The sequence below is a fragment of the Streptomyces sp. NPDC042638 genome, from assembly GCF_040647235.1.
In the GTDB taxonomy this organism is placed as follows: Bacteria; Actinomycetota; Actinomycetes; order Streptomycetales; family Streptomycetaceae; genus Streptomyces; species Streptomyces rameus.
In genome coordinates this window covers 22958-47869 of record NZ_JBEZBT010000047.1, presented here as the reverse complement: position 1 = coordinate 47869, position 24912 = coordinate 22958, and the positions used below count along the sequence as shown (strand labels likewise).

The 24912-nt window shown below is 73.5% G+C and carries 15 protein-coding genes; 8 read left to right on the top strand and 7 right to left on the bottom strand.

Annotated elements, in window-relative coordinates; translation table 11 throughout:
* Window positions 1–63: 63 nt before the first annotated feature.
* The 4 genes from AB0B40_RS29505 to AB0B40_RS29490 all read right to left on the bottom strand — a co-directional run bounded on the left by AB0B40_RS29505 (window position 64) and on the right by AB0B40_RS29490 (window position 12187).
* Window positions 64–2568 carry a KR domain-containing protein gene (locus tag AB0B40_RS29505; protein ID WP_362266479.1) on the bottom strand — a complete coding sequence of 835 codons (2505 nt, stop codon included), beginning with the start codon at window positions 2566–2568 and terminating at the stop codon, window positions 64–66.
* On the bottom strand, window positions 2565–8840 hold the full coding sequence (locus AB0B40_RS29500; RefSeq protein ID WP_362266477.1) for an SDR family oxidoreductase: 6276 nt from the start codon (window positions 8838–8840) through the stop codon (window positions 2565–2567). The genes AB0B40_RS29505 and AB0B40_RS29500 overlap by 4 nt, the downstream gene beginning before the upstream one ends.
* Window positions 8841–8866: 26 nt before the next feature.
* Entirely contained in the window at window positions 8867–10702 is a 1836-nt protein-coding gene (locus tag AB0B40_RS29495) for an acyltransferase domain-containing protein (RefSeq protein ID WP_362266475.1), read from the bottom strand.
* Window positions 10703–10819: 117 nt separating this feature from the next.
* Window positions 10820–12187, bottom strand: coding sequence for an NAD(P)/FAD-dependent oxidoreductase (locus AB0B40_RS29490; protein WP_362266473.1), 1368 nt, complete (start codon window positions 12185–12187; stop codon window positions 10820–10822).
* Window positions 12188–12512: 325 nt separating this feature from the next.
* Between AB0B40_RS29490 and AB0B40_RS29485 the strand changes: the two genes are divergently transcribed.
* The 3 genes from AB0B40_RS29485 (at window position 12513) to AB0B40_RS29475 (ending at window position 15150) form a co-directional block, all read left to right on the top strand.
* A complete protein-coding gene (locus AB0B40_RS29485) occupies window positions 12513–13049 on the top strand; it encodes an FABP family protein (protein ID WP_345052624.1) in 537 nt (178 codons plus the stop codon).
* Between the two features lie 14 nt (window positions 13050–13063).
* Entirely contained in the window at window positions 13064–13822 is a 759-nt protein-coding gene (locus AB0B40_RS29480; protein ID WP_345052622.1) for a 4'-phosphopantetheinyl transferase superfamily protein, read from the top strand.
* A 551-nt stretch (window positions 13823–14373) separates the two neighbouring features.
* Window positions 14374–15150 (top strand): IclR family transcriptional regulator C-terminal domain-containing protein, encoded by a 777-nt coding sequence (locus AB0B40_RS29475; RefSeq protein WP_345052620.1) that lies wholly within the window; start codon window positions 14374–14376, stop codon window positions 15148–15150.
* An 81-nt stretch (window positions 15151–15231) separates the two neighbouring features.
* On the opposite strand, the gene AB0B40_RS29470 is transcribed toward AB0B40_RS29475, so the two are convergent.
* Entirely contained in the window at window positions 15232–16464 is a 1233-nt protein-coding gene (locus tag AB0B40_RS29470) for an MFS transporter (RefSeq protein ID WP_345052618.1), read from the bottom strand.
* A 127-nt stretch (window positions 16465–16591) separates the two neighbouring features.
* Between AB0B40_RS29470 and AB0B40_RS29465 the strand changes: the two genes are divergently transcribed.
* Window positions 16592–17197, top strand: coding sequence for an ABATE domain-containing protein (locus tag AB0B40_RS29465; protein ID WP_362266469.1), 606 nt, complete (start codon window positions 16592–16594; stop codon window positions 17195–17197).
* Window positions 17198–17489: 292 nt separating this feature from the next.
* On the opposite strand, the gene AB0B40_RS29460 is transcribed toward AB0B40_RS29465, so the two are convergent.
* Complete coding sequence (locus tag AB0B40_RS29460) at window positions 17490–19004, bottom strand: IucA/IucC family protein (protein WP_345052614.1); 1515 nt, start codon at window positions 19002–19004, stop codon at window positions 17490–17492.
* Window positions 19005–19140: 136 nt separating this feature from the next.
* Between AB0B40_RS29460 and AB0B40_RS29455 the strand changes: the two genes are divergently transcribed.
* The 3 genes from AB0B40_RS29455 (at window position 19141) to AB0B40_RS29445 (ending at window position 22859) form a co-directional block, all read left to right on the top strand.
* The gene (locus tag AB0B40_RS29455) at window positions 19141–20664 is read left to right on the top strand and encodes an IucA/IucC family protein (RefSeq protein WP_362266467.1); all 1524 of its coding nucleotides are present in this window, start codon (window positions 19141–19143) and stop codon (window positions 20662–20664) included.
* Between the two features lie 132 nt (window positions 20665–20796).
* Window positions 20797–22059, top strand: coding sequence for a VWA domain-containing protein (locus AB0B40_RS29450; protein WP_345052609.1), 1263 nt, complete (start codon window positions 20797–20799; stop codon window positions 22057–22059).
* On the top strand, window positions 22059–22859 hold the full coding sequence (locus AB0B40_RS29445; protein ID WP_362266465.1) for a hypothetical protein: 801 nt from the start codon (window positions 22059–22061) through the stop codon (window positions 22857–22859). The genes AB0B40_RS29450 and AB0B40_RS29445 overlap by 1 nt, the downstream gene beginning before the upstream one ends.
* A 69-nt stretch (window positions 22860–22928) precedes the next feature.
* Here the strand turns inward: AB0B40_RS29445 and AB0B40_RS29440 are convergent, their stop codons facing one another.
* On the bottom strand, window positions 22929–23555 hold the full coding sequence (locus AB0B40_RS29440) for a winged helix-turn-helix transcriptional regulator (protein WP_345052604.1): 627 nt from the start codon (window positions 23553–23555) through the stop codon (window positions 22929–22931).
* Between the two features lie 81 nt (window positions 23556–23636).
* Between AB0B40_RS29440 and AB0B40_RS29435 the strand changes: the two genes are divergently transcribed.
* On the top strand, window positions 23637–24845 hold the full coding sequence (locus tag AB0B40_RS29435) for a pyridoxal phosphate-dependent aminotransferase (protein WP_345052601.1): 1209 nt from the start codon (window positions 23637–23639) through the stop codon (window positions 24843–24845).
* The last annotated feature ends 67 nt before the right edge of the window (window positions 24846–24912 follow it).

Here is a 24912-nt window from a genome sequence, read left to right as displayed (position 1 = left end):
CCGCGTCGCAGTCGCGGTCGGCTGCGGCTGCGGCTGCGGCTGCGGCTGCGGTTGCGGTTGCGGTCAGATGCGGTTGGCCGCGAGCCCGCGGATGCGGACCACGGTCTGGCCGGTGTCCGCGTGCCGGGCACGCCAGACACCGAGTGCCGGGTCTCCTTCGAGCCGGACGCGTCCGCCGGCGGTCGCGTCGACCGCCGGAAAGGAGAGGTGACGGATCGTCAGTGGCTCGTGGGTGACGGACAGTCCGGGGGCGCGCTCGGTGACCGCGCGGACGATGTTCTCGAGCGCGGCGACCGGCACCAGGCACGCGGGCGGCTGCGGCACCACCCAGAGGTCGGGTGCCGTGCAGCGGCCCGCCTCGGCGACGATCCGGTGCGGTCCTTCCGGTCGCCAGCGCACCACCGGCACCACCACCCCGTGCCAGCGGAGCACGGGCGCGGCGGTGAGCAGGGTGGTGCCGACGGCGTCGGCGCCCCGCCCGGCCGGCGGGCGTCGCGGCGGGGTCGCGGTGTCCTGTGCGGCGGCTGCCGCGCCGGGTGCGCCGAAGACCAGCCGCAGGCGCGCGCCGGCCGCGTCGTCGGCGCCCGCCGCCGTCGTGCCGCCAGGCCCCGTGCCGTGGAAGGTGACATCCACCCGCCAGCGGCCGTCCGTGCTCTGCCGCGCCCGGATGTCCCGGCGCAACCGGAGCGGCCCGCCGTCCGCACAGCGCAGCAGGCTCCACGGGACGCGCAGGTCCTCCACGGCGTGCAGGGCGTGGTCGGGCAGTTCCGCGGGGGTCACCCACTCCGCACCGCGCACGGCGCTCTCCAGCAGCATGCCGAGCGGCACGGCGGGCGAGCCGTGCACGGTGAAGTCGCCGATCGCCGGGCTCGTCGCGGGATCGAACGTGACGACGCCGCAGAGGCGTTCGTGCGGCTGGAACACCTCCGGTTCGCCCAGGTGGAAGACCTTGGGGTAGGTCTCGGCGTAACCGGGCAGGGAGGGTGGCACCGGGTAGCCGACGGCCTGCACCGGGTCCAGCGCACGGCCCAGCGGACCGACGAAGGTGATCTCGCCGCGGCTGCCGGCGAGCAGCTCCGCCTGCCAGTGGTCCAGGCCCTCGGACAGGTCGAGGGCCGCCATGTAGCGCAGGCTCGCCTCGAAGTTGGAGATCAGCCCCACCCGGGCCCAGGTCGGCCAGGCCAGCGTCATCACCGGGTACGACAGCCGCCGTTGGGCCCACAGGCCCAGCCGGGCCAGGCACTCGTTGGCGGCCGCGTAGTCGAACTGGCCGACCATGCCGCCGAGCCGCCCGGTGAGCGAGCCCACCGTGCACAGCAGCTTCAGCGGCCGGTCGTCCAGGGCCCGCACCAGGTGGACGAAGGAGTCGACCTTGGTCGCGACCACGGCGGCCACGTCGTCGTCGGACTTGTTGGGCAGCCGGGTCGGCCGGTCCACGCCCGCGTTGTGCACCACGACGGTCAGGCCGGGCACCCCGGCGACGAGCGCCTGCACCTGGCCGGGATCGGTGAAGTCGCACTGCCGGTAGTCCAGGCGCAGGCCCTCGGCGCGGGCGGAGCGCAGATGACCGACGAGTTCCCAGGTGCTCTCGGCGTGCCCGATGTCGCGGCGGATGTCGGCCACGCCGCGCCCCTGCCGGTGCCCGTCCCACAGCTCGGCCCGGCGCTCGGTGAGCCGCTCAGGGGTGTGGTCGTCCCAGGTGTCCTCGTCGGGCAGCCGCCCGCGTCCGGTCACCACCACCCGCAGCCCGAACTCGGCGCACAGCCGCCGGGCCAGCGCCATGCCGATGCCGCGGCCTCCGCCACTGATCAGCACGGTGTCGTCCGGACCGAGGCGCAGGGCCGGCGGGCCGGCCCGTACGGCGTCCGGGGTCAGGGTCCAGCGCCGTCCGTCCCGGATCCCGATCTCGCTCAGGCCCGGGCGGCCCAGCTCGTCGCCCACCAGCCCGGGCAGACCCCCGCGTTCGTCGAGGGCGATGTCGAGGACCCGTACCCGGCAGTTGGGCAGCTCCCGGTGCAGCGTCTTGGCCAGGCCCGCCCACAGCCCGCCGAGCGGCTGGGCGAGGTCGTCGTCGGGGTGGTATCCCATGCCGCCGCCGTGATAGGTGACGGCGAGGTAGGTGAGCCGCTGCGCCGAGGTCTCCCGGCTCCACTGCGCGTAGCAGTGCCGCAACGCGTCGAAGGTGCGCAGCAGTGCCGTACGCCACCGGCCGGCTCCGGCGTCGGCCGAGAACCGCTCGGCGAGCGTCAGGTCGACCAGGGTGTCGGGCACCGGGCCGGCGTCGGCCGAGGGGCCGGGCAGCACGGTCGCGCCCCGGGCGCGCAGTTCGCCACGCACCCGCTCCGCGTCGTCCGGGGTGCCGCCCAGGACGAGCACCCGTCGGCCGGCGAGGCCACCGGGGCTGTCGGGGGCCGGGGCGGGCGTCAGCCGCCACAGCATGCGACGCACCGGACGCGTCGTGGTGTCGGCTCCGCCGGCGCCGTCGGCGGCGGCGGCGGACGCCGACGCCGACGCCGACCGGCCTCCGGCGTGGCCGTCGAGGAGCGGGAGGTCCGTGAGCGTGGTCATGCGGTACGCCCTCCCGCCCCGGCCGGGCCCTGCGCGGGCGGACGCACCTCGCCGGTCTCCGGGTCGAGGTACCCGATCACCGTGGCGTCCAGGTCCTTCATCTGGGCCACGACGTGACCGCCGGGGGCGACGGCGACGAACCGGTTGCCGGACCGCGGCGCGGCCGAGAACCCGGGCTGCGTGACGTAGAGGTCCAGCGCTCCGTGGGTCTGCGCCAGTTCCAGGTCGTTGGCGCTCTGGTAGAGGTCGATGCGCCGGACGGACAGCGGGGCGGCGACCGGGACGAGCCCGTCCACCGGGTCCAGCACCCCGGTCCGCGCCAGGGCGTCCAGCAGCACGGTCGGCATCAGGAACTGCCGCCAGGGGCCGGTGACGGGGTCCAGCTCCGGCCGGAACACGGAGCGGGCGCCCAGCCGGTGGCGCCGGGTGTCGGTGGTGGCCCGGAACGGTCCGCTCAGCAGGACGGGGGCCGACGGCACGTGGTACGGGTCCACGACGGGCTGCTCCCCCTCGCCGTCCCACCGCTGCCACTTGGGCGCCGTGGGGAAGGCGCCGGCGACCAGCACCCGCACGGTGAAGTGCGGTTTGCCGGACACCAGCAGCACTCCGGACGGGGCGATCACGTCGTGGGTGACGGAGACCTCCACGGTGGTCAGGTCGCCGACCCGCTCGGTGATCCGGGCCGTGATCCGCTTGGGCGCCTGGGAGACGCCCTCGCGGACCTGGAGGAAGTGCAGGAAGCGCAGGTCCTCGAAGGCGACCACGCAGCCGTCCGGTACGAGGGCCAGGGCTGCCTCGGCGGCGATCTCCGTGACGAAGGTGCCGGGCAGCGTCGGCACTCCGCGCACCAGGTGCCCGGTGAGATAGCCGTCGCTGTCCAGGTCGAAGGGGCACTCGAAGCGCACGGTGCCCGTGCCGTCGCCGGTGTCCGCCGGGACCGTACGGCGCAGATAGAACCGGCCACGGGCGGGGCCGCCCGGCTCCTTGGCCGAGGTCCGGGGGACGGTCGTCGAGTCCCCGCCGGCCGGGGCCTGCGGTGCGGCGGCGACTGCCGGCCGCCCGGCGAGGTAGCCGGGGTAGAACGACTCCACCGTGGCCCGTTCCGCCGCCCCCATGTGCACGAGCGAGGCGGTGCGGTCGGCGGTGCCGAGTTCGGCCAGGAAGTGCCGGATGCCTTCGGCGACCGGCATGTGGCTGTAGGAGCCCGCACGCTTGAAGTACTCGCGGGTCAGCTCGTTGGCGCCCATCCCGACCTCGTCCCAGAGGGTCCAGCCGATGACGAACTCCGCGACTCCGGTCGCCCTCGCGGCGTAGGCGGCGGCCGTGGCCAGGTAGTCGTTGCCGGACGCGTAGTCCGGCTCGCCGCGCTGCCCGAAGTGGCCGAGCAGCGACCCGAAGTCGCACCACAGGCGCGGCGGACGGCCGGCGAGCGCGCGGTGCAGGTTGCGGTGCGCGGCCAGCTTGAGGTCGCGGATGCGCCGGAACTCGCCGAAGTCCTTGTCCTGGATGAGCGCGGAGCGGTTCAGGCCGGGTGCGTTGACCAGCAGGTCGATCCGGCCGTGCGCGGCATGGACGGTGTCGAGGGCGCGGCGCACCGACTCCTCGTCCCGTGCGTCGCAGTGCAGGTAGGTCACCCGCCCCGCCCCGCTGTGCCGGGCCATCCGGTCCAGGTTCCGCCGGGCGGCACGCGCGTCGGCCATGCGGTCGAAGTTCCTGTTGATCTCGGCGACGGTGCGGCCGCCCGCGGTGAGCTGCTCGCGGATGTACCGGGCCCGGGTGGCCGCGAACTCCTCGTCCGTGCCCTCGAAGGTCGCGGCCGGATAGCTGTCGACCGGATTGCTGCCCAGCGCGTAGATGCGGCTGCCGTACCGCTCGGCGACCGCCGTGAGCAGCTCGGCGGTGATGCCGCGGGCCCCGCCCAGGGCGACCACCACGGAGTCCCCGTCCAGCGGGGCGGAGCCGTCCGTGGCGGCGGTGGCCGGCCGTGCGGTCAGGGTGGGCAGCCGGCGCCGGTCGCCGTCGCGGTGGACGACCGGGAACGGCCGCTCGCAGGCACGCTCGGCCGCGATCAGTTCCGCCGCGGCCCGCACGTCGCCGGTGGCGGTCAGCAGGGCGAAGCAGTCCGCGTCCGGGCGTTCCAGGCGCACGCACTTCAGCAGACCGGTGAAGAGCCCGGCCAGCGGGTGGGCGGTGCCCTGCGGCTCGGCGCCGAGCAGGGCGAACACCACGGAGGCGGGCGCCTCACCGAGGTCGGCGTAGCGCTGCTGTACGACGAGGAAGGCCAGGTCGTGCAGGGCGGTCAGGCCGGGGTGGTCCGCGGTGAGCGCGGTGCGCGGCGGCGCGGACTCGGTCAGGTCCGTGACCAGGACGACATGGCGCACCGGCCGGCCCAGCGCCTCCAGGGCCGAGCGCACGTCCTCGGGAGTGCTGGTCACCTGCCGGACCGCGGGTCGCTCGCCCGTGACGGGGGTGGTGCTGAACACGGTGCAGCCCGTGGCATGCCGGGCGAGGCGCTCGGCGAGACCGGGCCGGTCGGTGAGGATCAGTGCGCCGTCGGGCACCGCGGCGGGCACCGGGTGGCGGGGTGCGGCGGGTGCCGGGGTGAGCGTGACGGCGTACCGCTCGACCAGGTCGGCGACGGCCCCGGTCACGGCGGCCTCGGTCCGTCCGGGGCCGGAGCCCCGCGGGTCCTGTGCCGCGTCTCCGGCGGAGACGACGAGCTGGGTGGCCCGGTCGTGGCCGTTCTCCCGGCAGTGGATGCGGGTGGTGCCGGTCCGCTGCAGGGCGCGCAGGATCTGCGCTCCGCCGGCGGCGCCCAGGTAGTGGCCGTAGCCGCCGCGCGAGCCGCAGTCGAGGATGTCCGGTGCCGCCTCGCCGGTGCCCGCGTCGCGGACCTCGGCCTCGTCGACGATGCCGAGGACGCGCAGGCCGGCCTCCCGGGCGGCGCGCTCGGTGGTCAGCCCGAACAGGAAGGCTCCCTCGGCCGGTCGCACCGGCTCCTCGAAGACATCGCTGAGCAGGCCCCCGAGTTCGGGCAGGCTGTTGCCGTTGATGCCGCCCGCGAGCACGAAGTCCAGCTCGCCGCTGCGCAGATAGCGGACGGCCGTCGCGAACGCCGCCACGGTCGAGGCGAGTCCCGCGTCCACCGTGATGTTCGGGCCCTTGAGGTCGAAGTAGTTCGCCACGCGGGCCGAGATGATGTTGGGCATCATCCCCGGGAAGCTGTCCTCGTTCGACGGCGGAACCAGTGAGCGGACGCGTTCGCGCATCCGCTCCAGCAGCGGTGAGAGCTGCGCGGTGCCGGCGAGTTCGGGGTCCTGGCGCAGGGCGTGCTCGATGTCGTCGAGGTAGCAGCGGTTGGCGTAGAGCATCGCGGCCCGGGTGGGTCCCATGTGGCCGACCACGACGCCGGTGCGCTCGGTGTGCCGCTGCCAGAAGTCGCCCAGCTGGTCACGTAGGTCGTGGGCGCAGGCCAGGATCATCAACTGGCAGCGGTCGATGGTCCGTACCGTGGCCGGAGGCATCCGTACCTGCTGGAACGGCGGCGCCGGGTACTGCTCCCCGAAGCTCCGCTCGATGTCCCGGGCACCGGAGAGCCACTGCAGGACCTGGTCACGGTCCTCGACTCCCGGCAGCTTGACCGACCATCCCACCACCGCGATGCGGTCGGAGTCGGGCCGGGCCACGGCCGCCGTACGGTGCTCCGCCCTCCCGGCGGCACGGCCGTCGGTCTGCTCGGCCGCCGTCTGCTCGGCCGCCGTCTCCTCGGTGACGATCAGGTGCGCGTTGGTGCCGCCGAACCCGAAGCCGGAGATCGCCGCCGTGCGCGCCCGGCCGGGGACGGCCGGCCACGGCCGCGGGCTGGAGGAGATCTCCAGCCGCGTGCGGTCCAGTTCGAAGACCCCTGGGGCGGTGGAGAAGCGGTACTGGCCGGGAATCGTCTCCCCTTCCAGCGCGAGCACCGACTCGATGAGCGAGACCACGCCCGCGGCCCAACCGGTGTGTCCGATCAGCGACTTGTTGGAGGTCACAGCGGTGGACCGGGTGTTGCCGTAGTGCTCCCGGAGCGTGGTGAACTCCGCGAGGTCGCCGGCCGGGGTACCGGTGGCGTGGGCGTTGATCCAGTCCACCTCGGCCCCGTCGATGCCGCCGGCCTCCAGGGCCCGTTCCACCGCCAGGTTCTGCCCGGTGGAGCTGGGCGCGTAGATCGCCTTGCCCTTGCCGTCCGAGGAGGACCCGAACGCCTTGAGCACGCCCAGGACGCGGTCCCCGTCGGCCCTGGCCCGGCCGAGCCGCTTCAGTACGACGACTCCGGCGCCGTCGGCGAAGATCACGCCGTCCGCCTCGGCGTCCAGCGCGTGCACCGCACCGCGCTGGGACAGGCCCTTGAGCTTGGAGAACAGCACGGTCCCGCGCGGGGCCAGCGCGAAGGCGCCGCCGCACACCGCGATGTCCTGCTTGCCCATCAGCAGGCCCTTGATGCCGATGTCGATGGCGTACAGCGAGGAGGAGCAGGCCGTGTCGACCATCTGGAGCTGGGTGCCGTCCGGCAGGATGCCCGCCATCGCGGTGTGGCCCACCTGGTGCGGCAGGAACCGCGGTGCGTCGGTGGCGCCCCGGTGGTAGCGGCCGGACAGGACCTTGTCGACGCGGCCCACGAGGCGGGTGCGTGCCTCCTCCGTGAGGTCCAGGTCGGCGGCGATGTCCGCGGTGAGGTGCCGGGCGGCGTGCAGGACGCCCGCCTCCTCCAGGTGCTGGCTGCCGTCGGCGGTGTAACCCACGTGGAAGGAGAAGCGGTCGTCGTCGCCGACGTGTACCCCGTCCAGGGCCTGGACCAGCGAGTGGCGCAGCCACAGCGTGGTCAGCTCGGTCTCGTCCGGGGACTGCGACAGGCCGTCGAGGACGGCGTGGCCCGGCTCGAAGTCCGTGATGAACACGCAGGTGTCCTGGTAGGACTTGTCCTCGGCCGACCGGTCGGGCGAGGAGAACCGGCTCCGGTCCCAGCGGTCCTCGGGCACCTCGATGAACAGCTCACGGCCGGTGGTGCGCAGCTGCCAGAACGCCTCGGGGCTGTCGGCACCGCTGACCACGAGCCCCATGCCGACGACGGCTATCTCGTCGTCCTCGGCGATGTCCGCGTCCGCCTCCGGCGGGGCGAGGGCGGCGGACAGGGGCGCGACGGGTGCCGGCCCGGCAGGCACGGTCGGGGCGGGTGCCGTCGGGACGGGCACGGTCGGGGCGGGTGCCGTCGGGGCAGGCACGGTCGGGGCGGGTGCCGTCGGGGCAGGCACGGTCGGGGCGGGTGCGGTCACGGACGGCACGCCCTCCGCGACCGCCTCCGCCTCCGCCTCGGCCTGCACGGCCGAGGCTGCCGCCGCCTCCGCGGTCGACGCCACCGCGGCCGTGACCGCCGTCCCCGTGCCGGTGGTGCCGGCGGTGCCGGCGGTGCCGGCGGTGGCTGCCCCGGGTGCCGCGAGTGCGGCCGGCGTGGTCGCGAGCGGCGAGAGCAGCGGTGCGCCCAGGGACAGTCCCCCGTCGGCCAGCACGACCTGGCCGGTGATCCAGCCGGCCCGGTCGGAGGCGAGGAAGGCGACGATCTCGGCGAACTCCTCGGGCGTGCCCAGGCGTCCGAGCGGCGTGCTCGCCGCGATGGCGGCCTGCATCGCCCCGGCGTCGGGGAAGGCGTCGGCGACCTCGCTGACGAGCATCGCCGCCGAGGCGGTGTTCACCCGGATGTTGAAGGGCGCGAACTCCACCGCCAGGTAGCGTGCGGCGGCCTCGACCGCAGCCTTCGCGGGTGCGCAGGCCAGGTAGTTCGCCATGACGAGCTGGGAGCCGCCCAGGGCGGAGATGTTCACGATGGAACCGCCGCCGGCCCGCCGCATCAGCGGGACGGCCGCCCGGGCGCAGCGCAGACCGCCCTTGAGATTGGTGTCGAGGGCCTTGTCGAGATGGGCGTCGGTGACCTCGGAGCCGGGGACGAGCGCCCCGTCGGCCGCGTTGTTGACAAGGATGTCGAGCCGGCCGAACCGCTCCTCGATCTCGGCGAACATCCGGTCGACCTGCTCGGGGCGGGCCACGGAGGCGCGGAGCAGGTCCACCCGGGCGCCCCGCGCCCGCAGTTCGCGCTGCGTCTGCTTGGCCTGCTCGTGCGAGTGGAAGTAGTTGACGAGGACGTGGGCGCCGTGGTCGGCGAGGGTGGCCGCGATGGCCCTGCCCACGTTGCGCGCGCCGCCCGTGACGAGTGCGATCTTGCCGGTCAGGTCCTGCATGGACGTGGTCCCCCCGGTCCGCCCGCTCACGCCGCAGCGCCCTGGAGCCGGTGACCGCTCAGTTCGCGGTGGATGAGGTCGGCGATCTTGTCGAGCGTCTCGTAGTCCGCCAGCCGGAAGTCCGCGCCCCGCGGCGGGAGCCCGAAGTGCTCCGACGCCCGCGACAGCAGCTCCACCTGCTTCACCGAGTCCACTCCCAGCTCCGCCTCCAGCAGCACACCCGGCGTGAACACCTCCTCGGGGTACTCCAGGGCCTGCGCGTACAGCCCCCGCACCGTCGCGAACACCTCGTCCCGACCCGGCAGACCGGCCGCACCGGCCACACCGGCGGCAGGCTGGGCGCCCGCCTCCGCCGTACCGGCCCGCACGGCACCGCTCACGGTGCCGAGTTCGCCGTGGACGAGATCGGCGATCTTGTCGAGCGTCTCGTAGTCCGCCAGCCGGAAGTCCGCGCCCCGCGGCGGGAGCCCGAAGTGCTCCGACGCCCGCGACAGCAGCTCCACCTGCTTCACCGAGTCCACTCCCAGCTCCGCCTCCAGCAGCACACCCGGCGTGAACACCTCCTCGGGGTACTCCAGGGCCTGCGCGTACAGCCCCCGCACCGTCGCGAACACCTCGTCCCGGCCCGGCAGACCGGCCGCACCGGCCGCACCGGCCACGGCGGCCACACCGGCGGCCGGCTGGGCGCCGGTCTCCGCCGTGCCGGCCGCGTCCTCGCGCGAGGCGGTACGGAAGTCCGACAGCCGCTGGTTCACCAGCGCGGTGATCTCGTGGCCGGTCGTGGTCCAGAAGGTGGAGAACTCGGCGGCGGTCAGCTCGGGGGCCAGGTACTGGCGCAGGGACTCCAGTTCCTCACCGGCCGCCAGACCCGCCCGCCGGAGCTCGGCCAGGGTGTCGGGCAGCCGCAGAGTGTTGGCGCGGCCCACGGACAGCGTGGACAGTGCGGTGAGGTCGTCAAGGCTGCCCAGGACCTTGGGCACCAGCGACGTGAGGGTGGCACGTCCGCCGGCCTCCACGAAGGTGCTCGCACCGCGCTCGTGGAGGAGGGCGATGGCCGAGGAGAACCGCACCGGCAGCGTGAAGTGGTCGGCGAGCCGGTCGGCGAGGCTCTCGTCCTGGTCGTAGAAGCGCTGCAGGATCGGCGAGTACACGGGCACGCTCAGCGGGCCGCGCGGCAGGTCCCGTACGGCGGCCGCGAAGTCGGGGGCCGCCGAGGCGAGCATGGGGTTGTGGAACGCGAACGCGGCGTCCAGTTCGGCGCAGCCGATCCTGAGCTGCTCGGCGATGGCCTTGACCTGGTCGATGGCCTCGCGGGGACCGCTCAGCACGGTCTGGGCGGCGTGGTTCTCGGTGGCGACGGCGAGACGGTCGTCCTCGACGAGTGCGATGAGGTGCCGGGCGCGGGCGGGCGAGGCGGTGAGCGCGACCATCACTCCGGTGCCCGCGTCCCCTCCGGCGATGGCGGCGGTGCGGCGCAGTACGATCCGGGCGCCGTCCTCGACGGAGTAGCCGCCCGCGGCCACCAGTGCCGTGATCTCGCCGAGGCTGTGGCCGACCAGGGCGGACGGCTGTACGCCGTGCTCGGTCAGTACGCGGTGGGCCGCCAGGCCCGCCCCGTAGATGGCGAGCTGGGACAGCCAGGGCTCGTCCTTGAGCAATTCGGTCAGTTCCACCGGTGTGTCGCGGAACAGGGCCGTGGACAGGTCCCGTCCGTGGATCTGACGGGTGACGGAGTCTATTTGTGCGAAGACGGCCCGCACCTGCGGGTAGCCGTGGGCCGCGCGGCTGAGCGCGACGCCGTCGAAGCCGCCTTGGCCGGGGAAGAGAAGAACAGGGCCGGCATACTGCTGCGTACCGGTCATGGTGGGATTCCTCCAGAACGAGGTGTCGCGGGGCTGCGCCCCGAGCGCCGCACTACGGCATGGACGCGCGTGCGTGTCGTCGGGGGCGGGAAGGGCCGGGTCGTACCGGGGTGCGGCTCAGGCGGCCGTGCTGCGCAGGAGCAGCTCGCCCATCAGGCCGAGCCGGGCCGCAAGCAGTCGGTCGGCGAGCCGGGCCGTGGCCTCCGGCCGGCCGGGAACGGCGTGGAGCAGCCAGCGCAACATGCGGATGTTCCGCGGCAGTCCGCCCTCTTCGTCGAGGAAGTCGAACAGCTCGCGGAAGGTACGACGGGAGTAGAACTCGGTCGGTGGGACGACCGTGGCGAACAGGCCGATCATGCCGCGCGCGTGCCAGGGGCTGCGGCTCATCGCCTCGATGAGCGCCCGCTCCTCCAGCGAGTGGTCGAGTATGCGCGCGTAGTCCCGGGTGTAGTCGTAGTGGTCCCGGACGAGCGCGTCCCGGGCGCGGGCGTACGCCGCCAGCTCCAGGTGCATGGCACGGCCGCCGGACAGACTCCGGTGCACGGCCTCGGCGAGGAGTTCGGCACCGAGTACGGCGTGGGTGATACCGGACGCGGTGATGGGGTCCCGGGTGGCGGAGGCGTCGCCGACGAGGGCCCAGCCCGGACCGTGCGGCCTGCGCAGGAAGTTGGGGACGGAACCGGTGAGCCAGCGACCGGCCCGCCGGCCCGCCCGGACCTCTTCGGCGAACTCCGGGTCGACGTCGGCCAGGGCGGCGATGACCGACCGGTCGGTCGCCTCGTCGCTGCCCGGCGAGGGGAAGTCGGCCGTGGGCCAGGCCACTCCGACGATGGACAGCCCGTCGTGGGTGGGCCAGGTGAAGGGATGGCGGCGGTTCTTGCGGTAGGTGCGGACGAGCGGGGGCTGGGGCAGCCCCTCCCAGTACGTCCACAGACTCTTGCTCAGCACCGGTTCGGACCGGTACTGCTCGGCGCCGGCCAGCCGGGCCACCTTGGAGTTCTTGCCGTCGGCGCCGATGACGACGGTTGCCTTCTCCTGGAAGCGGCCCGAGCCCTTGACCGTGCCCGCGACACCGACGACGGTGCCGTCGGCGTCGCGCAGCAGTTCCTGGACGGAGGTCTCCTCGCGCACTTCGGCACCGGCGTCAGCCGCGCAGCGCACCAGGGCCTCGTCCAGCTTCACGCGTGGCGGCGACAGCGCGTAGTCCACGCCCTCGACGGCGGGCAGCCCGGCCTCGAGCCGGACGGGGCCGCTTTCCAGGCGGTAGCGGCCGATCCGCGGGATCGTGGGGTCGCCCAGCCGGTCCAGAACCCCCCACTGCGTGAGCCGCTGGACGCCCGGGGGGTGGATGAGGTTCGTGGACGACGACGTCGGGCTGGGAAAACGCGCCCGGTCGACCAGCAGCACCCGGTGGCCGAGCCGCGCGAGCAGCAGAGCCGTGGATGCGCCGGATATTCGCGCGCCTACAACAATGGCGTCGTACACGAAAAGCCCCCCGTCAACCAACAACGATCCGGATGAAAATCCGGCTCGAGTAGCGTAACAAGACGCCCCGACCTTCCGTCAATCATTTATTTCCACGACCGCCACCTGCGCATTCTCGGTCGGTGAGAAATCCGGTCCGCTTTCTCGGCGGCCGAGAAATAACGACGATCACCGGCAAGCCCCTGGTTTCTCATGTGCCGAGAAAGGAGCGACTTCCGCAGAAAATCGGCTCGCATTCCGCTACACTGCCCCGGGCACTATTGATTACGGGCACATCTGATTTCCGGTACTACCGGTACGGGCCGACCCAGCGGAGTGAGCAGAGTTGGACAGCGCGCAGACCCCTTTCCCGGACAGCCAGGTCGCGGGCGTGGGCCCGGAACCGCATCCGTGGATCACGCCCGCCCTCGCCCTGCTCGGCAGTTGGCGCGGGTCCGGCAGCGGTGGATACGGCACCCTGGCCGACGGTTTCTCCTATGCGCAGGAGATCAACTTCAGCCATGACGGCCGGCCCTTCCTGCGGTACGAGGCGCGCGCCTGGCTCACCGACGCCGGGGGCCGGCCGGTGCGGCCGTCGGGGCGCGAGTCGGGCTGGTGGCGGGTCGGTGCCGACGGTTACCTCGAGGCGGTGGTCGCCCACCCCCTCGGGATCGTGACCACGTACGTCGGCCGGATCTCGGGGAACGAGATCGAGATGGCGTCGCGGGACATGGCCGTCACCCCGCGCGCGAAGGAGGTCACCGCCTCCCGGCGCCGCCTCACGCTCCACGAGGACGAACTGACCGTCGTCCAGGAGGTGGAGGCGGTCGGGCAGCCGCTCCAGCAGCACCTGTCGGCCCGACTGCGGCGCCTGCCCGTCTGACCGGGGCCGGGCAGGTGGAACTGTGGTGGTGGCAGCACGGCACGCCGGTGCCCGAGGGCTTCGCCGAGTTGCTGGACGCGTCGGAGCACGCGCGGGCCGCGGCCTTCCGCTTCCCGGCACACAGCACCCGGTTCGTCTGGGCGCGGGCCCTGGCCAAGCGGATCGTGGGCGCTGCCGCCGGGGTGCCCGCCCGGGCCGTACGGCTGACCCGGGAACCCTGCCCCGGCTGCGGTGACACCGGTCACGGCCCGCCGGTGGCAGAGCTCCCGTGCGGCACGGTGCACCTCAGCCTCTCGCACAGCGAGGGCTACTCGGCCCTGCTGCTGTCCCCGCGGCATCCGGTGGGCCTCGACATCGAGCGAGTGCGGCCGATGCCCGTGGACGTCCTCGCACCGGCGACCCTGGGCGGGGACGAACGCGCCTATGTGTTCGGCGAGCCCCCGGGCCCCCGCCGCTCGCTCGCCTACCTGCGCTGCTGGACGCGGAAGGAAGCCGTTCTGAAGGCGGTGGGCACCGGGGTCGTGGGCGACCTGGCCGCACTGGGCGTCCGGCCGTGGGAACCGGCGGCGCGCGTAGCGCACGGCACGGGCCGGCGTGCGGGCGACTGGCGGGTGAGCGACCTCAGGCCGGCCCCGGATCTGCTGGCAGCGGTGGCACGGCCGGCCACCGGCGCGGACGAGCCCCTCATGCCGCACCGGGCCGACGCGGACGAGCCCTTCGCACCGCACCGGGCCGACCCGGAGTCGGCCGATCCGCCCTGCTCAGTGGCCTGATCTCGCCCCCTCTTCGCACCGGTCGGAGCCTTTCGTTCCGCCCCCCGCTTCCCACGACCGGTCAACCCCCACACGGGTGGAGTACCGGCACGGCAAATTCCAGCCGAATCCGTTAGGGAGTGATACGAGTCACACCCACCCCCGTCGGACCTCTGTATCGTCCAACGAAACGGACCTGACTCACCCGTGGCAGGGCGGGGGACCACCACCCGTCGGCGCGGCAAGCAGGTACATGAAGAACAAAACGGGGGCTGTGACATGCATTTCGCGCCATTGGCAATTCACCTGACGGCACTACGACCAGGCACATGTCGCACATTCGGCGTCTAACGCCAAGACACACGCGCATCCGTCACTGACATCACTCAGTGACCCTGACGCCCGCCGGCTGCATGCCGCCATTTTCTGTGTCGAGAGGTCATATCGTGCGCCCTGGTGCCGTCCATCAGTCCGGAGTCACCCGGAGTCATTTCGCCGCGTCGCGGCAGAACAAGCACAACAACCCACCCGCCAACACATCGCACACCGCCGGGACGAGTCACGCCGAGCGCGTGTTCCGCGTGCAGCACGCCTTCACCCAGCTGGGCGGCGAGGTGCACGGGCTCGCGGAACTGGCCCGAGCCTCCTCGCTGGACGACTCCACCGTGTACCGGATCCTTCGTTCCGGTATCCAGCAGGGCGCGTTCGTCCAGGTCTCCCGGGGCCGCTACCGGCTCGGCCCCGCCGCCGCGCGGCTGGGCACCCAGGCACTGACGCCCCGGCTGGACCATGACGCGCTGAGCGACTGCCTGGAACAACTGCGCCTGACCGCCGAGGGCGGGATGGTGTTCCTGTACGGCCTGACCAACCTGGGCCACCCGCAGCGGCACTGCATCGACATGGCGGTGGGCCCACACGACCTGACCGAACTGGGCATGTCGCCCCGGGAGATCATGCGGGTCAACCGCTCGCTGCGGATCGGCGCCTCGGGCCGGTCGATCCTCGCCCACCTCTCCGACACCCTGCAGCACCGGGTGCTCGCCGAGCCGTTGCCCCCGGCCGTCGGTCCGGGGGTGTACCGGGACCGGAACCAACTGCTCGCCTCCCTGGCGGAGATCCGGGTCAAGGGGTACGCGATCGGCTTGCAGGAGTGCGCACGCGGCTGGGACTCCTTCGCCGCGCCCGTACTGTGGGACGGCACCGTGCTGGGCTCGCTCGTCCTGCTGAAGCCGGTCCACCTTCCGGCGGCCTCCCGTGACCGCTGCGTACTGGCCGTCAAGTCCGCCACGGCCGAGGTGAGCCGGCTGATGGGAGTGCTGGAACCGCAGCCGCGCGGCCGGATCGCCTGACCTTCCGCCCTCCGGCTCCCCGCAGGGGCCTCGCACGGTACCGCTGTCCGGTGCCTGCGAAGCCCCTGCGCGTTCACGCGGTCAGCGTGCCGTGACGGGCCGGCCCTCGGCCGGGGCGTCACCGCTGTCCGCCTGCGCCTGTCGCAGCCCCCGCCTGATCAGCAGGTAACCCGTCTCACCGATCAGCAGGCCCGCGACGACGATCGCGGCGGACGGCATGCCCAGGTACCGCATGTCCACGTCGTGGGCTAGGAAGAAGCGGCCGATCACCGGGGCGAGGGAGACACCGATGTAGTTCGCCGAGGAGCTCAGGGAGATGGACATCTGCGCGACCGCGGGGTTCACCCCGGCGAGCCGGTGCTGGATCGGGACGAGCATCGCCCACCCGCAGGCGCCCCACAGCATCACGGCGACGAAGGCGGTCACCAGGTGCCGGCTGGTCCACGGGGTGGTGGCGAACACGACGACCGCGATGACGCCGGCCGTGTTGATCACGACGCGGTTGCCCAGCTTGTCGGTCAGGCGCCCCGAGGTCATGTTGCCCACGACGGCCGCGATGCCCCAGGCGAACAGCAGCCAGGCCAGGGTCCGGCCGCTGCCGTCCGTGGCCGGGGCGAAGATCTGGCTGACGTACGTGTACAGGATGAACAGGCCGCTGTAGCCGACCAGGACCAGCAGCAGCGTCAGGGCGATCCGCGGATCGGTGACGGGCGACAGACGCTGCTTCAGCGTCACCGCCGGCGGGCTGGGCACGGAGGGCAGGGCCACGGAGATGGCGATCGCGGCCAGGAGACCGACCGCGGCGACGAACATCATGGTGCCGCGCCAGTCGGTGAATCCGCTGATCGCGGTGCCGATGGGGGAACCGAGTGCGGTGGCCGCGCTCAGTCCGCCGAACAGGATGGACAGGGCGGTACCCCGCCGCTCCGGCCCGGCGAGCGCGACGACGACCCCGGCGGCGGTCGGCGTGAACATGGCGCCGCCGAGCGCGGCCATCACCCGGAAGCCCATCGCCGCCTCGAACCCGGGGGCGAGCCCGGTGCCGATGTTGCCCGCGATGAACACCAGCAGGCCGCTGATCAGCAGCGCCCTGCGGGGCACGCGGGCGGCCACCGCCGCCACGACGGGCGAGAGGATGGCGTAGGACAGGGCATAGGCCGTGATGAGTTCCGCGCTGGTGGGCACGGTGACGTCGAGGTCCTTCGCCACGCTCGGCAGGATGCCGGCGACCACGAAGCTGTCCGTGCCGATGGCGAACATGCCGATGGCCAGCGTGACGAACCGCAAAGTGAGGCCTTTGTCTGTCTTTTCCATAGAGATCCCCATCGTTGACACCGGAAGCCGGGGGCGGCCGTCCTAACGGAAAATCTTCGCAACTACCGTTAGTTATCGCTGACCTTATCTCAGCCTCACGGAAACTCTCAAGTGCTAGCGTTAGGACATGGACACTGCCGAATCCTCCACCGCGACGCCCCTGCTGCAGGCTCCCGGCGAGGACCGCCACGGCGCCCTGGCACTGGTCAACACCGAGTTCCGCCGACCCAGCGGCCCGTACGACGGACTGGGCGACGCCGAGAGTGCGACCGCCTGGCTGAACGACCGGGGGCTGGTCCCGCCCGGGGTCCCTCTCGACGCCCGGCAGCTGGACCGGCTGCTCGCACTGCGGCGTTCCCTCAGGGAGTTGCTCGACGCACATCTCGACGGGGCCTCCCCCGTCCCGGCTGCTCTGTCCACGCTCAACGGCGCGCTCGCGGCGGCCCCCGCCGTCCATGAGATCCGCTGGGAGGACTCCGGCCCGGTGGCGGCGGTGTGCCGCCCGGCCGGAGATCCCGTCGGCGCGGCCCTCACCGCGCTGGCCGAGGACGGCGTGGAGCTGCTGACCGGCGCGCCGAGCGGGCGTCTGTCCACGTGCGGAGCGCCCGGCTGCACCCGTCTCTTCATCCGCAACCACGGTGCCCGCCGCTGGTGCTCGGACCGCTGCGGCAACCGCGTCCGCGCCGCGCGCCACTACGGCGACCACCGTTCAGCACGGGACCGATCGGCGTGAGGAGGGCTTCCGCGCCCGTTACCGCGCCGATTTCCGCGCTGTTCCGGTCACCCCGGTGACGGGCCCCAGCCCCGCCGGTACGGACCGGCCGCCTCCCGCCCGGCAGGCAGGGCCGGCGCTCGGCGGTTCGTCACGCGCGCACAGCCCAGTGGGCGCGGTCCGGCCTGAGGGGTGACGGACGCGCCCCGCACCCCCGCGAGGCGGAGCGACGCGGCACAGCGCGCCCGGCGCACGGCCGTCACCCGGCCGGGTCCGGGCCCGGGCCCGGACCCCGGTCGATGCCGAGGGCGGGTCAGGAGCCGGTGGCCGGGCGCGCCAGCGGGTTCGGCAGGGGCAGGTAGCGGGCGTCGGCGCCGTCCGCCCCCGTCCAGCGCAGCAGCAGGTTGGTCTTGCCGGGCAGGGTCGGCGCGGTGAGCAGGGCGGGGATCTCGGGCAGGCGGTGCCGGGCGAGTTCGAGGCGGACGGCGGGCCACGGGTCGAATCCGGGCCGGTGCTCGGCGAGGGCGCCGGCGATCTCGCTCAGGTGGTTGACGACCAGGCAGTACACCAGCCGCTCCCACCCGGCGGCCCGCGTGACGTCCGGCAGCAGTTTGGCGCCCTCGGCGTCCCGGAACAGGGCCTGCACGGGTGTGCCGGCCGCGTCCACCGCGACGAGGGTGTTCTGCAGATGGGCCTCCAGGACCACCCCGTGGTCGTGGAACGCGGTCAGCGCGGGCGGTACGACCTGCCGCAGATAGGCCTCCCACCAGCCGGCCGGGTCGACGGCGGCGGCCAGCGGGCTGTCCTCGAAGCCCTCCGCGAGACCCGCCGCGAGCAGCGGGGTGGCGCCCGGCAGCAGATGGCCGCGCAGCCCGTCCCTGACCAGGACGGCCAGCTCCTCGAAGGCGAAGGCGGCGGTGCGGTAGCCGCGGTCGCTCAGCCAGGCCGCGGGCGGCCCCAGCGCCGCGAACGCGCGCCCGGCGGCGTCGTCGGTACGGCGCAGTCTTTGCAGGTCGTGCCGCCACAGCCGGCGCACGTCGTTGGTGATGCGGACGTCCAGGCTGAACTTCAGGAACAGATCGCGGCGGGGCTCGTACACGGTGCGGACGGCGGCCGTGGGCCAGGTGTCGAAGGCCGTGGTGCCGAGCCGCAGCAGCCGGCCGTCGGCGAACGCGGGGGCGAGGTCGCGGGCGATCAGGTCGAGCTGCCAGGGGTGGGCGGGCAGCAGCCGGTAGCCGGGCGGGGCCGCGCCGAGGGCGTCCAGGGCGCCGGTGTCCCCCTCCTCGGCCACCTGGTCCTCGCGGACGCCGAGCAAGGTCAGCGGGAAGCGGGCGTGGGCCTCGGGCGCGTACGGCAGCCAGGACGCGACCGGTCCGCCGCCGCGCGCCTTGGGGGCCGGGTGGTACGGATGGCCGATGAGCAGGGACTGCTCGGAGCGCAGGTAGAGGTCCTCGGGAGGGGTGGCCCGTGTCCGGGCGGTGAGCAGGGCGGCGACCGCGTCGCGGCTGTCGATCATCTCCGCGGGCAGGTCGCCGCCGGGCAGCCCGGTGTGCCGGCGCAGTTCCTCGGCGACCAGCTTGACCAGCTCCGGATGGCCGATCCGGCGCCAGGCCCCGGCCGTGTACAGCTCGGGGTCCGCGGGGCGCCGCCCGGCGCGCACCCGCAGCAGCCGTCCGTCCGGCAGCCGGTGGACGCGGCGGTCCGCGCAGGCGTCCGGGAGCGGCTCGGCCACCTCCCGGAGCAGGCAGTTGAGCAGGGGCGCTGCCGCGTACGCGTCGGCGCGGCGGCCGGCCTCGCCGGTGGGGGGTGTGAGGTCCACGCGTTCCATTCGTCCCTCGTCCAGGGCCCGCGGTCATCCCCGCGCACAATGGGTGCGCCTCCGGGGCCGGTGATGATCAGTATGGCTGTCGTCCCCGGCAGTCCCCGACCATGGTGCCGTGCCCGCGTACCCGAGGAGCCCTGCCGTGTACCGTCCCCCCACCGCCGAGGCCGAGATCGCCGAGGAGCTGGCCGCCGTCCGGCCCGGCCTGCTGCCCCGGTACGCGGCAGAGCTGCCGGGCGCCCGCGCCGCCGTGCTGACCCGGCTGTGGCGGGCACTGGCCCATGAGCCGCTGCCGTGGCTGACCGGCCGGGTGCCGGGGCCGGACGGGCTCTCCCTGCGCCTGGCCGACGGCCGGACCCTGCACGGCCCGCACGCGGACCCGTACGCCACGAGCGCGTACGTCACCGCCGTGCGGCTGGACCGGGAGCGGTACGACGATCCGGCACGCCTGATGACCGCGCTCGGGGTGCCGCACGCGTCCGGCTTCGCGGCGGAACTGGCCGGCAGCGCGGCCTCGCTGGCGCTGTCCCGGGCGGGCGCGGACCACCCGAAGGAGTGGCCGGCCGAAGGCCGGGGGGAGGACTGGGAGTGGGAGCAGCGGGTGGTCGACGGGCACCCGTACCACCCGAACTGCCGCTTCCGGCCCGGTTTCTCGGCGGCGGACCAGCTGGCCTACGGCCCGGAGCACGGGCCCGTGGTCGGCCTGGGCACGGTGGCGGTACCGGCGGCCGACTGCCTGCTGTCCGGCGACTGGCCGGCCGAGCTGCGCTCGGGCGAGCGGCTGCTGGTCCCGGTGCACCCCTGGCAGGCCGGTCATGTGCTGGGGCGGCCGTACGACGCCTGGCGCCCGGCCCGGCCGCTGATGTCCCTGCGCACCCTGGCACTGCCCGGCGGCCCGCATGTGAAGACCGCGCTCAGCGCCCGGCTGACCTCGTCGGTGCGGGACATCTCCGTCTCCTCGGTGCAGGCCGCGGCGCCGCTGTCCGCCTTCGCCGAGGAGCTGGCGGCGCGGACCGACGGACTGCTGCACGTCACCCGCACGCTGGGGGCGGTCACGGCCCACTCCCCCGACCTCGCCGCGGTGCTGCGGGAGTCGCCGCAGGTGTACGCCGCTCCGGGGGAACGCGTTCTCCCGGTGGCCGCCCTCGCCACCACGCCCCTGCCCGACTCCCCGTCCTGGCTGGCCGCGTTGGCCCGGCTGACGCTCACCGTGGGCCTGCGCCTGCTGGAGCTGGGGGTGGCCCTGGAGGCACACGGCCAGAACCTCCTGGTGATCCTGTCGGCCGACGGCACCCCGGTGCGCCTGGTCTACCGCGATCTCGCCGACATCCGGGTCAGCCCCGCCCGCCTGGCCCGCCACGGTCTCACCCCGCCCGCCCTCGCGGACCGCCTGGTCACGGACGATCCGACCGCCCTGCGCCGCAAGCTGTTCGGCTCCCTGGTGGCGGGCGCGCTGGCCGGTACGGCGGGCTCCGGCCCGGCGCTGGCCGCCGCCCTGGAGGCCGTCCTGCCCGGCCTGCCGCCCACCCCCGATCTGGCGGCCCTGTGCGAAGGCCCGCTGCCGGCGAAGGCGTTGACCCTGATGCGGCTCTCGCCCGGCCGCGGCGGGGACGTCTGGACGACGCTGCCCCGTCCCTGTGCGGCGCGGTTCCCGGTGACCGGCTGAATCCGGGTCAGGTCCCGGGCCGGGCGGGGCCGGTGCCGCGCCGGAGGACCGGACGTCGGTGTGGCCGGGCCGGGGGCTGGATGGTCACCCTGCGTTTTGGAGTCCGACGTATCTGATCAATAGGATCCGGCGATGATCAGAAGACAACGGCTGGCGGCGGGCGTCTGCGCTCTGCTCGCCGCCCTGACGGCCGGGATCGCCTTCCCCGCCGGAGCGGTCGCCGACGAGACGGAACAGGCCGCTCCGAAGGTCGAACTGGTGCTGGACGTCAGCGGTTCCATGCGCACCCGTGACATCGACGGCGGCACCCGGATGGCCGCGGCGAAGCAGGCGTTCAACGAGGTGCTGGACGCGACCCCGGAGGAGGTCCGGCTCGGCATCCGCACGCTCGGCGCCAACTACCACGGCAACGACCGCAAGGAGGGCTGCAAGGACACCGCGCAGCTCTACCCGGTCGGCCCGCTGGACCGGACCGACGCGAAGACGGCCGTGGCCACCCTGGCGCCGACCGGCTGGACGCCGATCGGCCCCGCCCTGCTGAAGGCGGCGGACGACCTGAACGGCGGCTCCGGCACCCGTCGCATCGTCCTGATCAGTGACGGTGAGGACACCTGCCAGCCGCTCGACCCGTGCGAGGTGGCCCGGGAGATAGCGGCCAAGGGCATCGGGCTGACCATCGACACCCTCGGCCTGGTGCCGGACGCCAAGACCCGCGCTCAGCTCAGCTGCATCGCGGACGCGACCGGCGGCACCTACACCGACGTCCGGCACAAGGAGGAACTGTCGGACCGGGTGGGCCAGTTGGTCGACCGGGCGGCCGATCCGGTGGTGACACCGGTGGCCACCGAGGGCGCGGACCGGTGCGAGAGCGCGCCGACGCTCAAGTCCGGGCTCTACACCGACCGCGAGGAGTTCGGCCGGCAGCGCTGGTACAAGGTGGACGTCGAGCCCGGCCGGGAGCTGCGCGCCTCGGTGAGTGTCGCCGACGACCGGGCCGTCGACCCGGACTACGGGGTGCTGCTGCGGGCGGTGACCCTGCACGGACGGGAGATCGTGCGCGGTGAGGCCGCGGGCACCGGCCGCACCGACGTCATCTCCACCGGTCTGCGCTATCCGAAGGCCGCGAGCGACGACGACACCGCGACCGCGGAGACCGTGTGTCTCCAGGTCACCCAGTCGTTCTCGGCGGCCTCGGGGGTCAAGACCACCCCGGGTCTGCCGCTGGAGCTGACCGTCGACGTGGTCGACGGGCCGTCGGGGCACCACGACGTGGCCTCCTTCGGTCTCGGCCGTGGCTGGTGGCTGCTCGGCGCACTGGTGCTGATCGGCTTCCTGGCGGGTCTGCTGTGGGGCTGGCTGTCGCGCTGGCGGGTCGCGGTCTGGAGGACCAACTGATGCGGATCACACGAGTACTGGGCACCGCACTGCTGGCGCTGGGGCTGGCCGCCGGGCCGGCCGCCGCCGGCTCCTCGCCCTCCCCGAGCGCCTCCTCGGACGACGCGGCGTCCACCCGGGCGGGCACCTCGTTCCGTACGGCGACGGAGATCGAGCAGGGACAGCGGGCCACCGCCTCCGGTTCCACCGGCGACTACCTGTACTGGTCCTTCCCCGCGGACACCGGTCAGCGCCCCACCGTCGAGGCGACGGTGAAGCTTCCGGTGACGCACGGCTCGCAGACCTGGCAGCTCGACGTGTACGACGGGCTGCGGCGCCGCCAGTCCTGCCAGTACGGCGCCGCGACCCGGACCGCCGCGCAGGGCGCCGCCTCGGTGCAGCTGGCCTGCGTGCTGCGCACGGTGCGCGGCTGGTCGGAGCCGTGGGCCGACGACCCGCTGCCGGGCACGTACTACGTCCGGCTCACGGTGGTGGACCTCGGCGCCTCCGACCTCGGCCAGCCGGTCGGCGCGGAGGTGCGCGTCAGCTCCAAGGACATCGGCGGCGCGGCGGCGGTGGACGGCTCGCTGGGCAAGCCGCTGGTGCCCGGGATCGCCGTCAAGTCCGGACAGGACAAGGACGGTTCGAAGGCGGCGGTACTGTCCAGCTTCGGGTCGGACGGCGGCTGGTCCTCCGGCTGGTGGTCCGACCGCTGGGTGTGGACCGCGATCGGCGGTGTGCTGGCCGCACTCGCCGGCATCGGCGGCTATGTGCTGACCCGAGGGTCGGGACGGCCGTCCCGGGTGCCGCCGGGCACGTGAGCCGTACCGCACGCGTCCTCGGGTGATCCCCGCGTGAAGGCCCGCCGCCCCGGCGGGCCTTCACCTTTCTCACTCCTCGCGCAGGGCCTTGGCGAGCGCGCCGTCCCCGGTCACCGTCACCCGCCCGGCCCGTACCGCGTCCGGCAGGCCCAGCTCGCCCCGGGCGAGGGCCTCGCAGGTCTGCGCGTCCATCACCAGCCGCGCGTCCGGCACGCCGGGCGCGGGCCCGTCGCCGTACACCGGCCCGTCCTCCGCGCCGACGTGCAGGTGGAAGTCGCCTTCCCGCAGCGCTACTTCGACGACGCCCACGCCGTCCAGGGCGCGCAGCAGCGGCAGGGCGAACCAGTGTGCGCGCACGGCGTCGGTGGGTCCGCGCTCGCCCAGCTCCTCCTCACCCCAGCGGCCCAACGCCTGGAGGACGGGCAGCAACCGCCGCCCCCGCGCGGTGAGTTCGTACACGTACGCGGCGCCCGGCGGGGGCAGCCGCCGCCTGGCCGTGAGGCCGTCCCGTTCCATGTCCTTCAGCCGTGAGGCGAGTACGTCCGTGCTCACCCCGGGCAGGTCCGCGTGCAGGTCCGTGTAGCGGCGGGGGCCGGCGAGCAGCTCCCGGACGATCAGCAGGGTCCAGCGGTCGCCGACGAGGTCGAGCGCGCGGGCCGCGGAGCAGTACTGGTCGTAGCTTCGGCGAGGTGACATGCGACGCAGTCTAGACACGTTGTTGGACTTTCCAAGCTCTCACTTGGTAAAACCAAGTAACACGAGTTCCCGGAGGGGCGCATGGAGTTCCGGCAGTCCAACAAGCTCAGCGCGGTGTGCTACGAGATCCGCGGCCCGGTGATCGAACACGCCAACGCGCTGGAGGAGGCGGGGCACAGCGTGCTGCGCCTGAACACCGGCAATCCCGCGGCCTTCGGCTTCGAGGCGCCGGAGGAGATCCTCCAGGACATGATCCGGATGCTGCCGCAGGCGCACGGCTACACGGACTCCCGTGGCGTCCTCTCCGCCCGCCGCGCGGTCGCCCAGCGGTACCAGAACCTGGGCCTCGAAGTCGACGTGAACGACGTCTACCTGGGCAACGGCGTCTCGGAGCTGGTCTCCATGGCCGTCCAGGCCCTGATCGAGGACGGCGACGAGATCCTCATCCCCGCCCCCGACTTCCCGCTCTGGACGGCCGTGACGACCCTGGCCGGCGGCAAGGCCGTCCACTATCTGTGCGACGAACAGGCCGACTGGAACCCGGACCTGGCCGACATGGCGTCGAAGATCACGGACCGCACCAAGGCCCTGGTCATCATCAACCCCAACAACCCGACGGGCGCGGTCTACCCGAAGGAGGTCGTCGAGGGCATCCTCGACCTGGCCCGCCGGCACGGTCTGATGGTGCTCGCCGACGAGATCTACGACCAGATCCTGTACGACGACGCGGTCCACCACTCGGCCGCCGCCCTCGCCCCCGACCTGGTCGTCCTCACCTTCTGCGGTCTGTCCAAGACCTACCGGGTGGCGGGCTTCCGCTCGGGCTGGCTGGTGGTCACCGGCCCGAAGCAGCACGCCAGGGACTACCTGGAGGGCCTGACCATGCTGGCCTCCATGCGGCTGTGCGCCAACGCGCCCGCCCAGTACGCCATCCAGGCCGCGCTCGGCGGACGCCAGTCCATCAGCGACCTCACCCGGCCGGGCGGCCGGCTGCACGAACAGCGGACCGTGGCCTGGGAGAAGCTCAACGAGATCCCCGGTGTGTCCTGCGTCAAGCCCAAGGGCGCGCTGTACGCGTTCCCGCGCATCGACCCCAAGGTGCACAGGATCCACGACGACGAGAGGTTCGTCCTGGACCTCCTGCTGCGCGAGAAGATCCAGGTGGTCCAGGGCACCGGCTTCAACTGGCCCTCCCCCGACCACTTCCGCATCCTCACCCTGCCGCACGCGGACGACCTGGAGGCGGCGATCGGCCGGATCGGCAGGTTCCTCGGCGGGTACCGGCAGTAACGCCATTCGGCCAAGTGGCCCCGCTTCGCTCATCCGTGCGAAGATCACCCGGCAACGACCGGGGCTC

Excerpts from the sequence above, each read along its gene's own strand:
- AB0B40_RS29505 (WP_362266479.1), bottom strand. The coding sequence starts at position 2,568 with ATGACCACGCTCACGGACCTCCCGCTCCTCGACGGCCACGCCGGAGGC.
- AB0B40_RS29460 (WP_345052614.1), bottom strand. The coding sequence starts at position 19,004 with ATGGAACGCGTGGACCTCACACCCCCCACCGGCGAGGCCGGCCGCCGC.
- AB0B40_RS29470 (WP_345052618.1), bottom strand. The coding sequence starts at position 16,464 with ATGGAAAAGACAGACAAAGGCCTCACTTTGCGGTTCGTCACGCTGGCC.
- AB0B40_RS29435 (WP_345052601.1), top strand. The coding sequence starts at position 23,637 with ATGGAGTTCCGGCAGTCCAACAAGCTCAGCGCGGTGTGCTACGAGATC.
- AB0B40_RS29495 (WP_362266475.1), bottom strand. The coding sequence starts at position 10,702 with ATGACCGGTACGCAGCAGTATGCCGGCCCTGTTCTTCTCTTCCCCGGC.
- AB0B40_RS29440 (WP_345052604.1), bottom strand. The coding sequence starts at position 23,555 with ATGTCACCTCGCCGAAGCTACGACCAGTACTGCTCCGCGGCCCGCGCG.
- AB0B40_RS29450 (WP_345052609.1), top strand. The coding sequence starts at position 20,797 with ATGATCAGAAGACAACGGCTGGCGGCGGGCGTCTGCGCTCTGCTCGCC.
- AB0B40_RS29500 (WP_362266477.1), bottom strand. The coding sequence starts at position 8,840 with ATGCAGGACCTGACCGGCAAGATCGCACTCGTCACGGGCGGCGCGCGC.
- AB0B40_RS29445 (WP_362266465.1), top strand. The coding sequence starts at position 22,059 with ATGCGGATCACACGAGTACTGGGCACCGCACTGCTGGCGCTGGGGCTG.
- AB0B40_RS29465 (WP_362266469.1), top strand. The coding sequence starts at position 16,592 with ATGGACACTGCCGAATCCTCCACCGCGACGCCCCTGCTGCAGGCTCCC.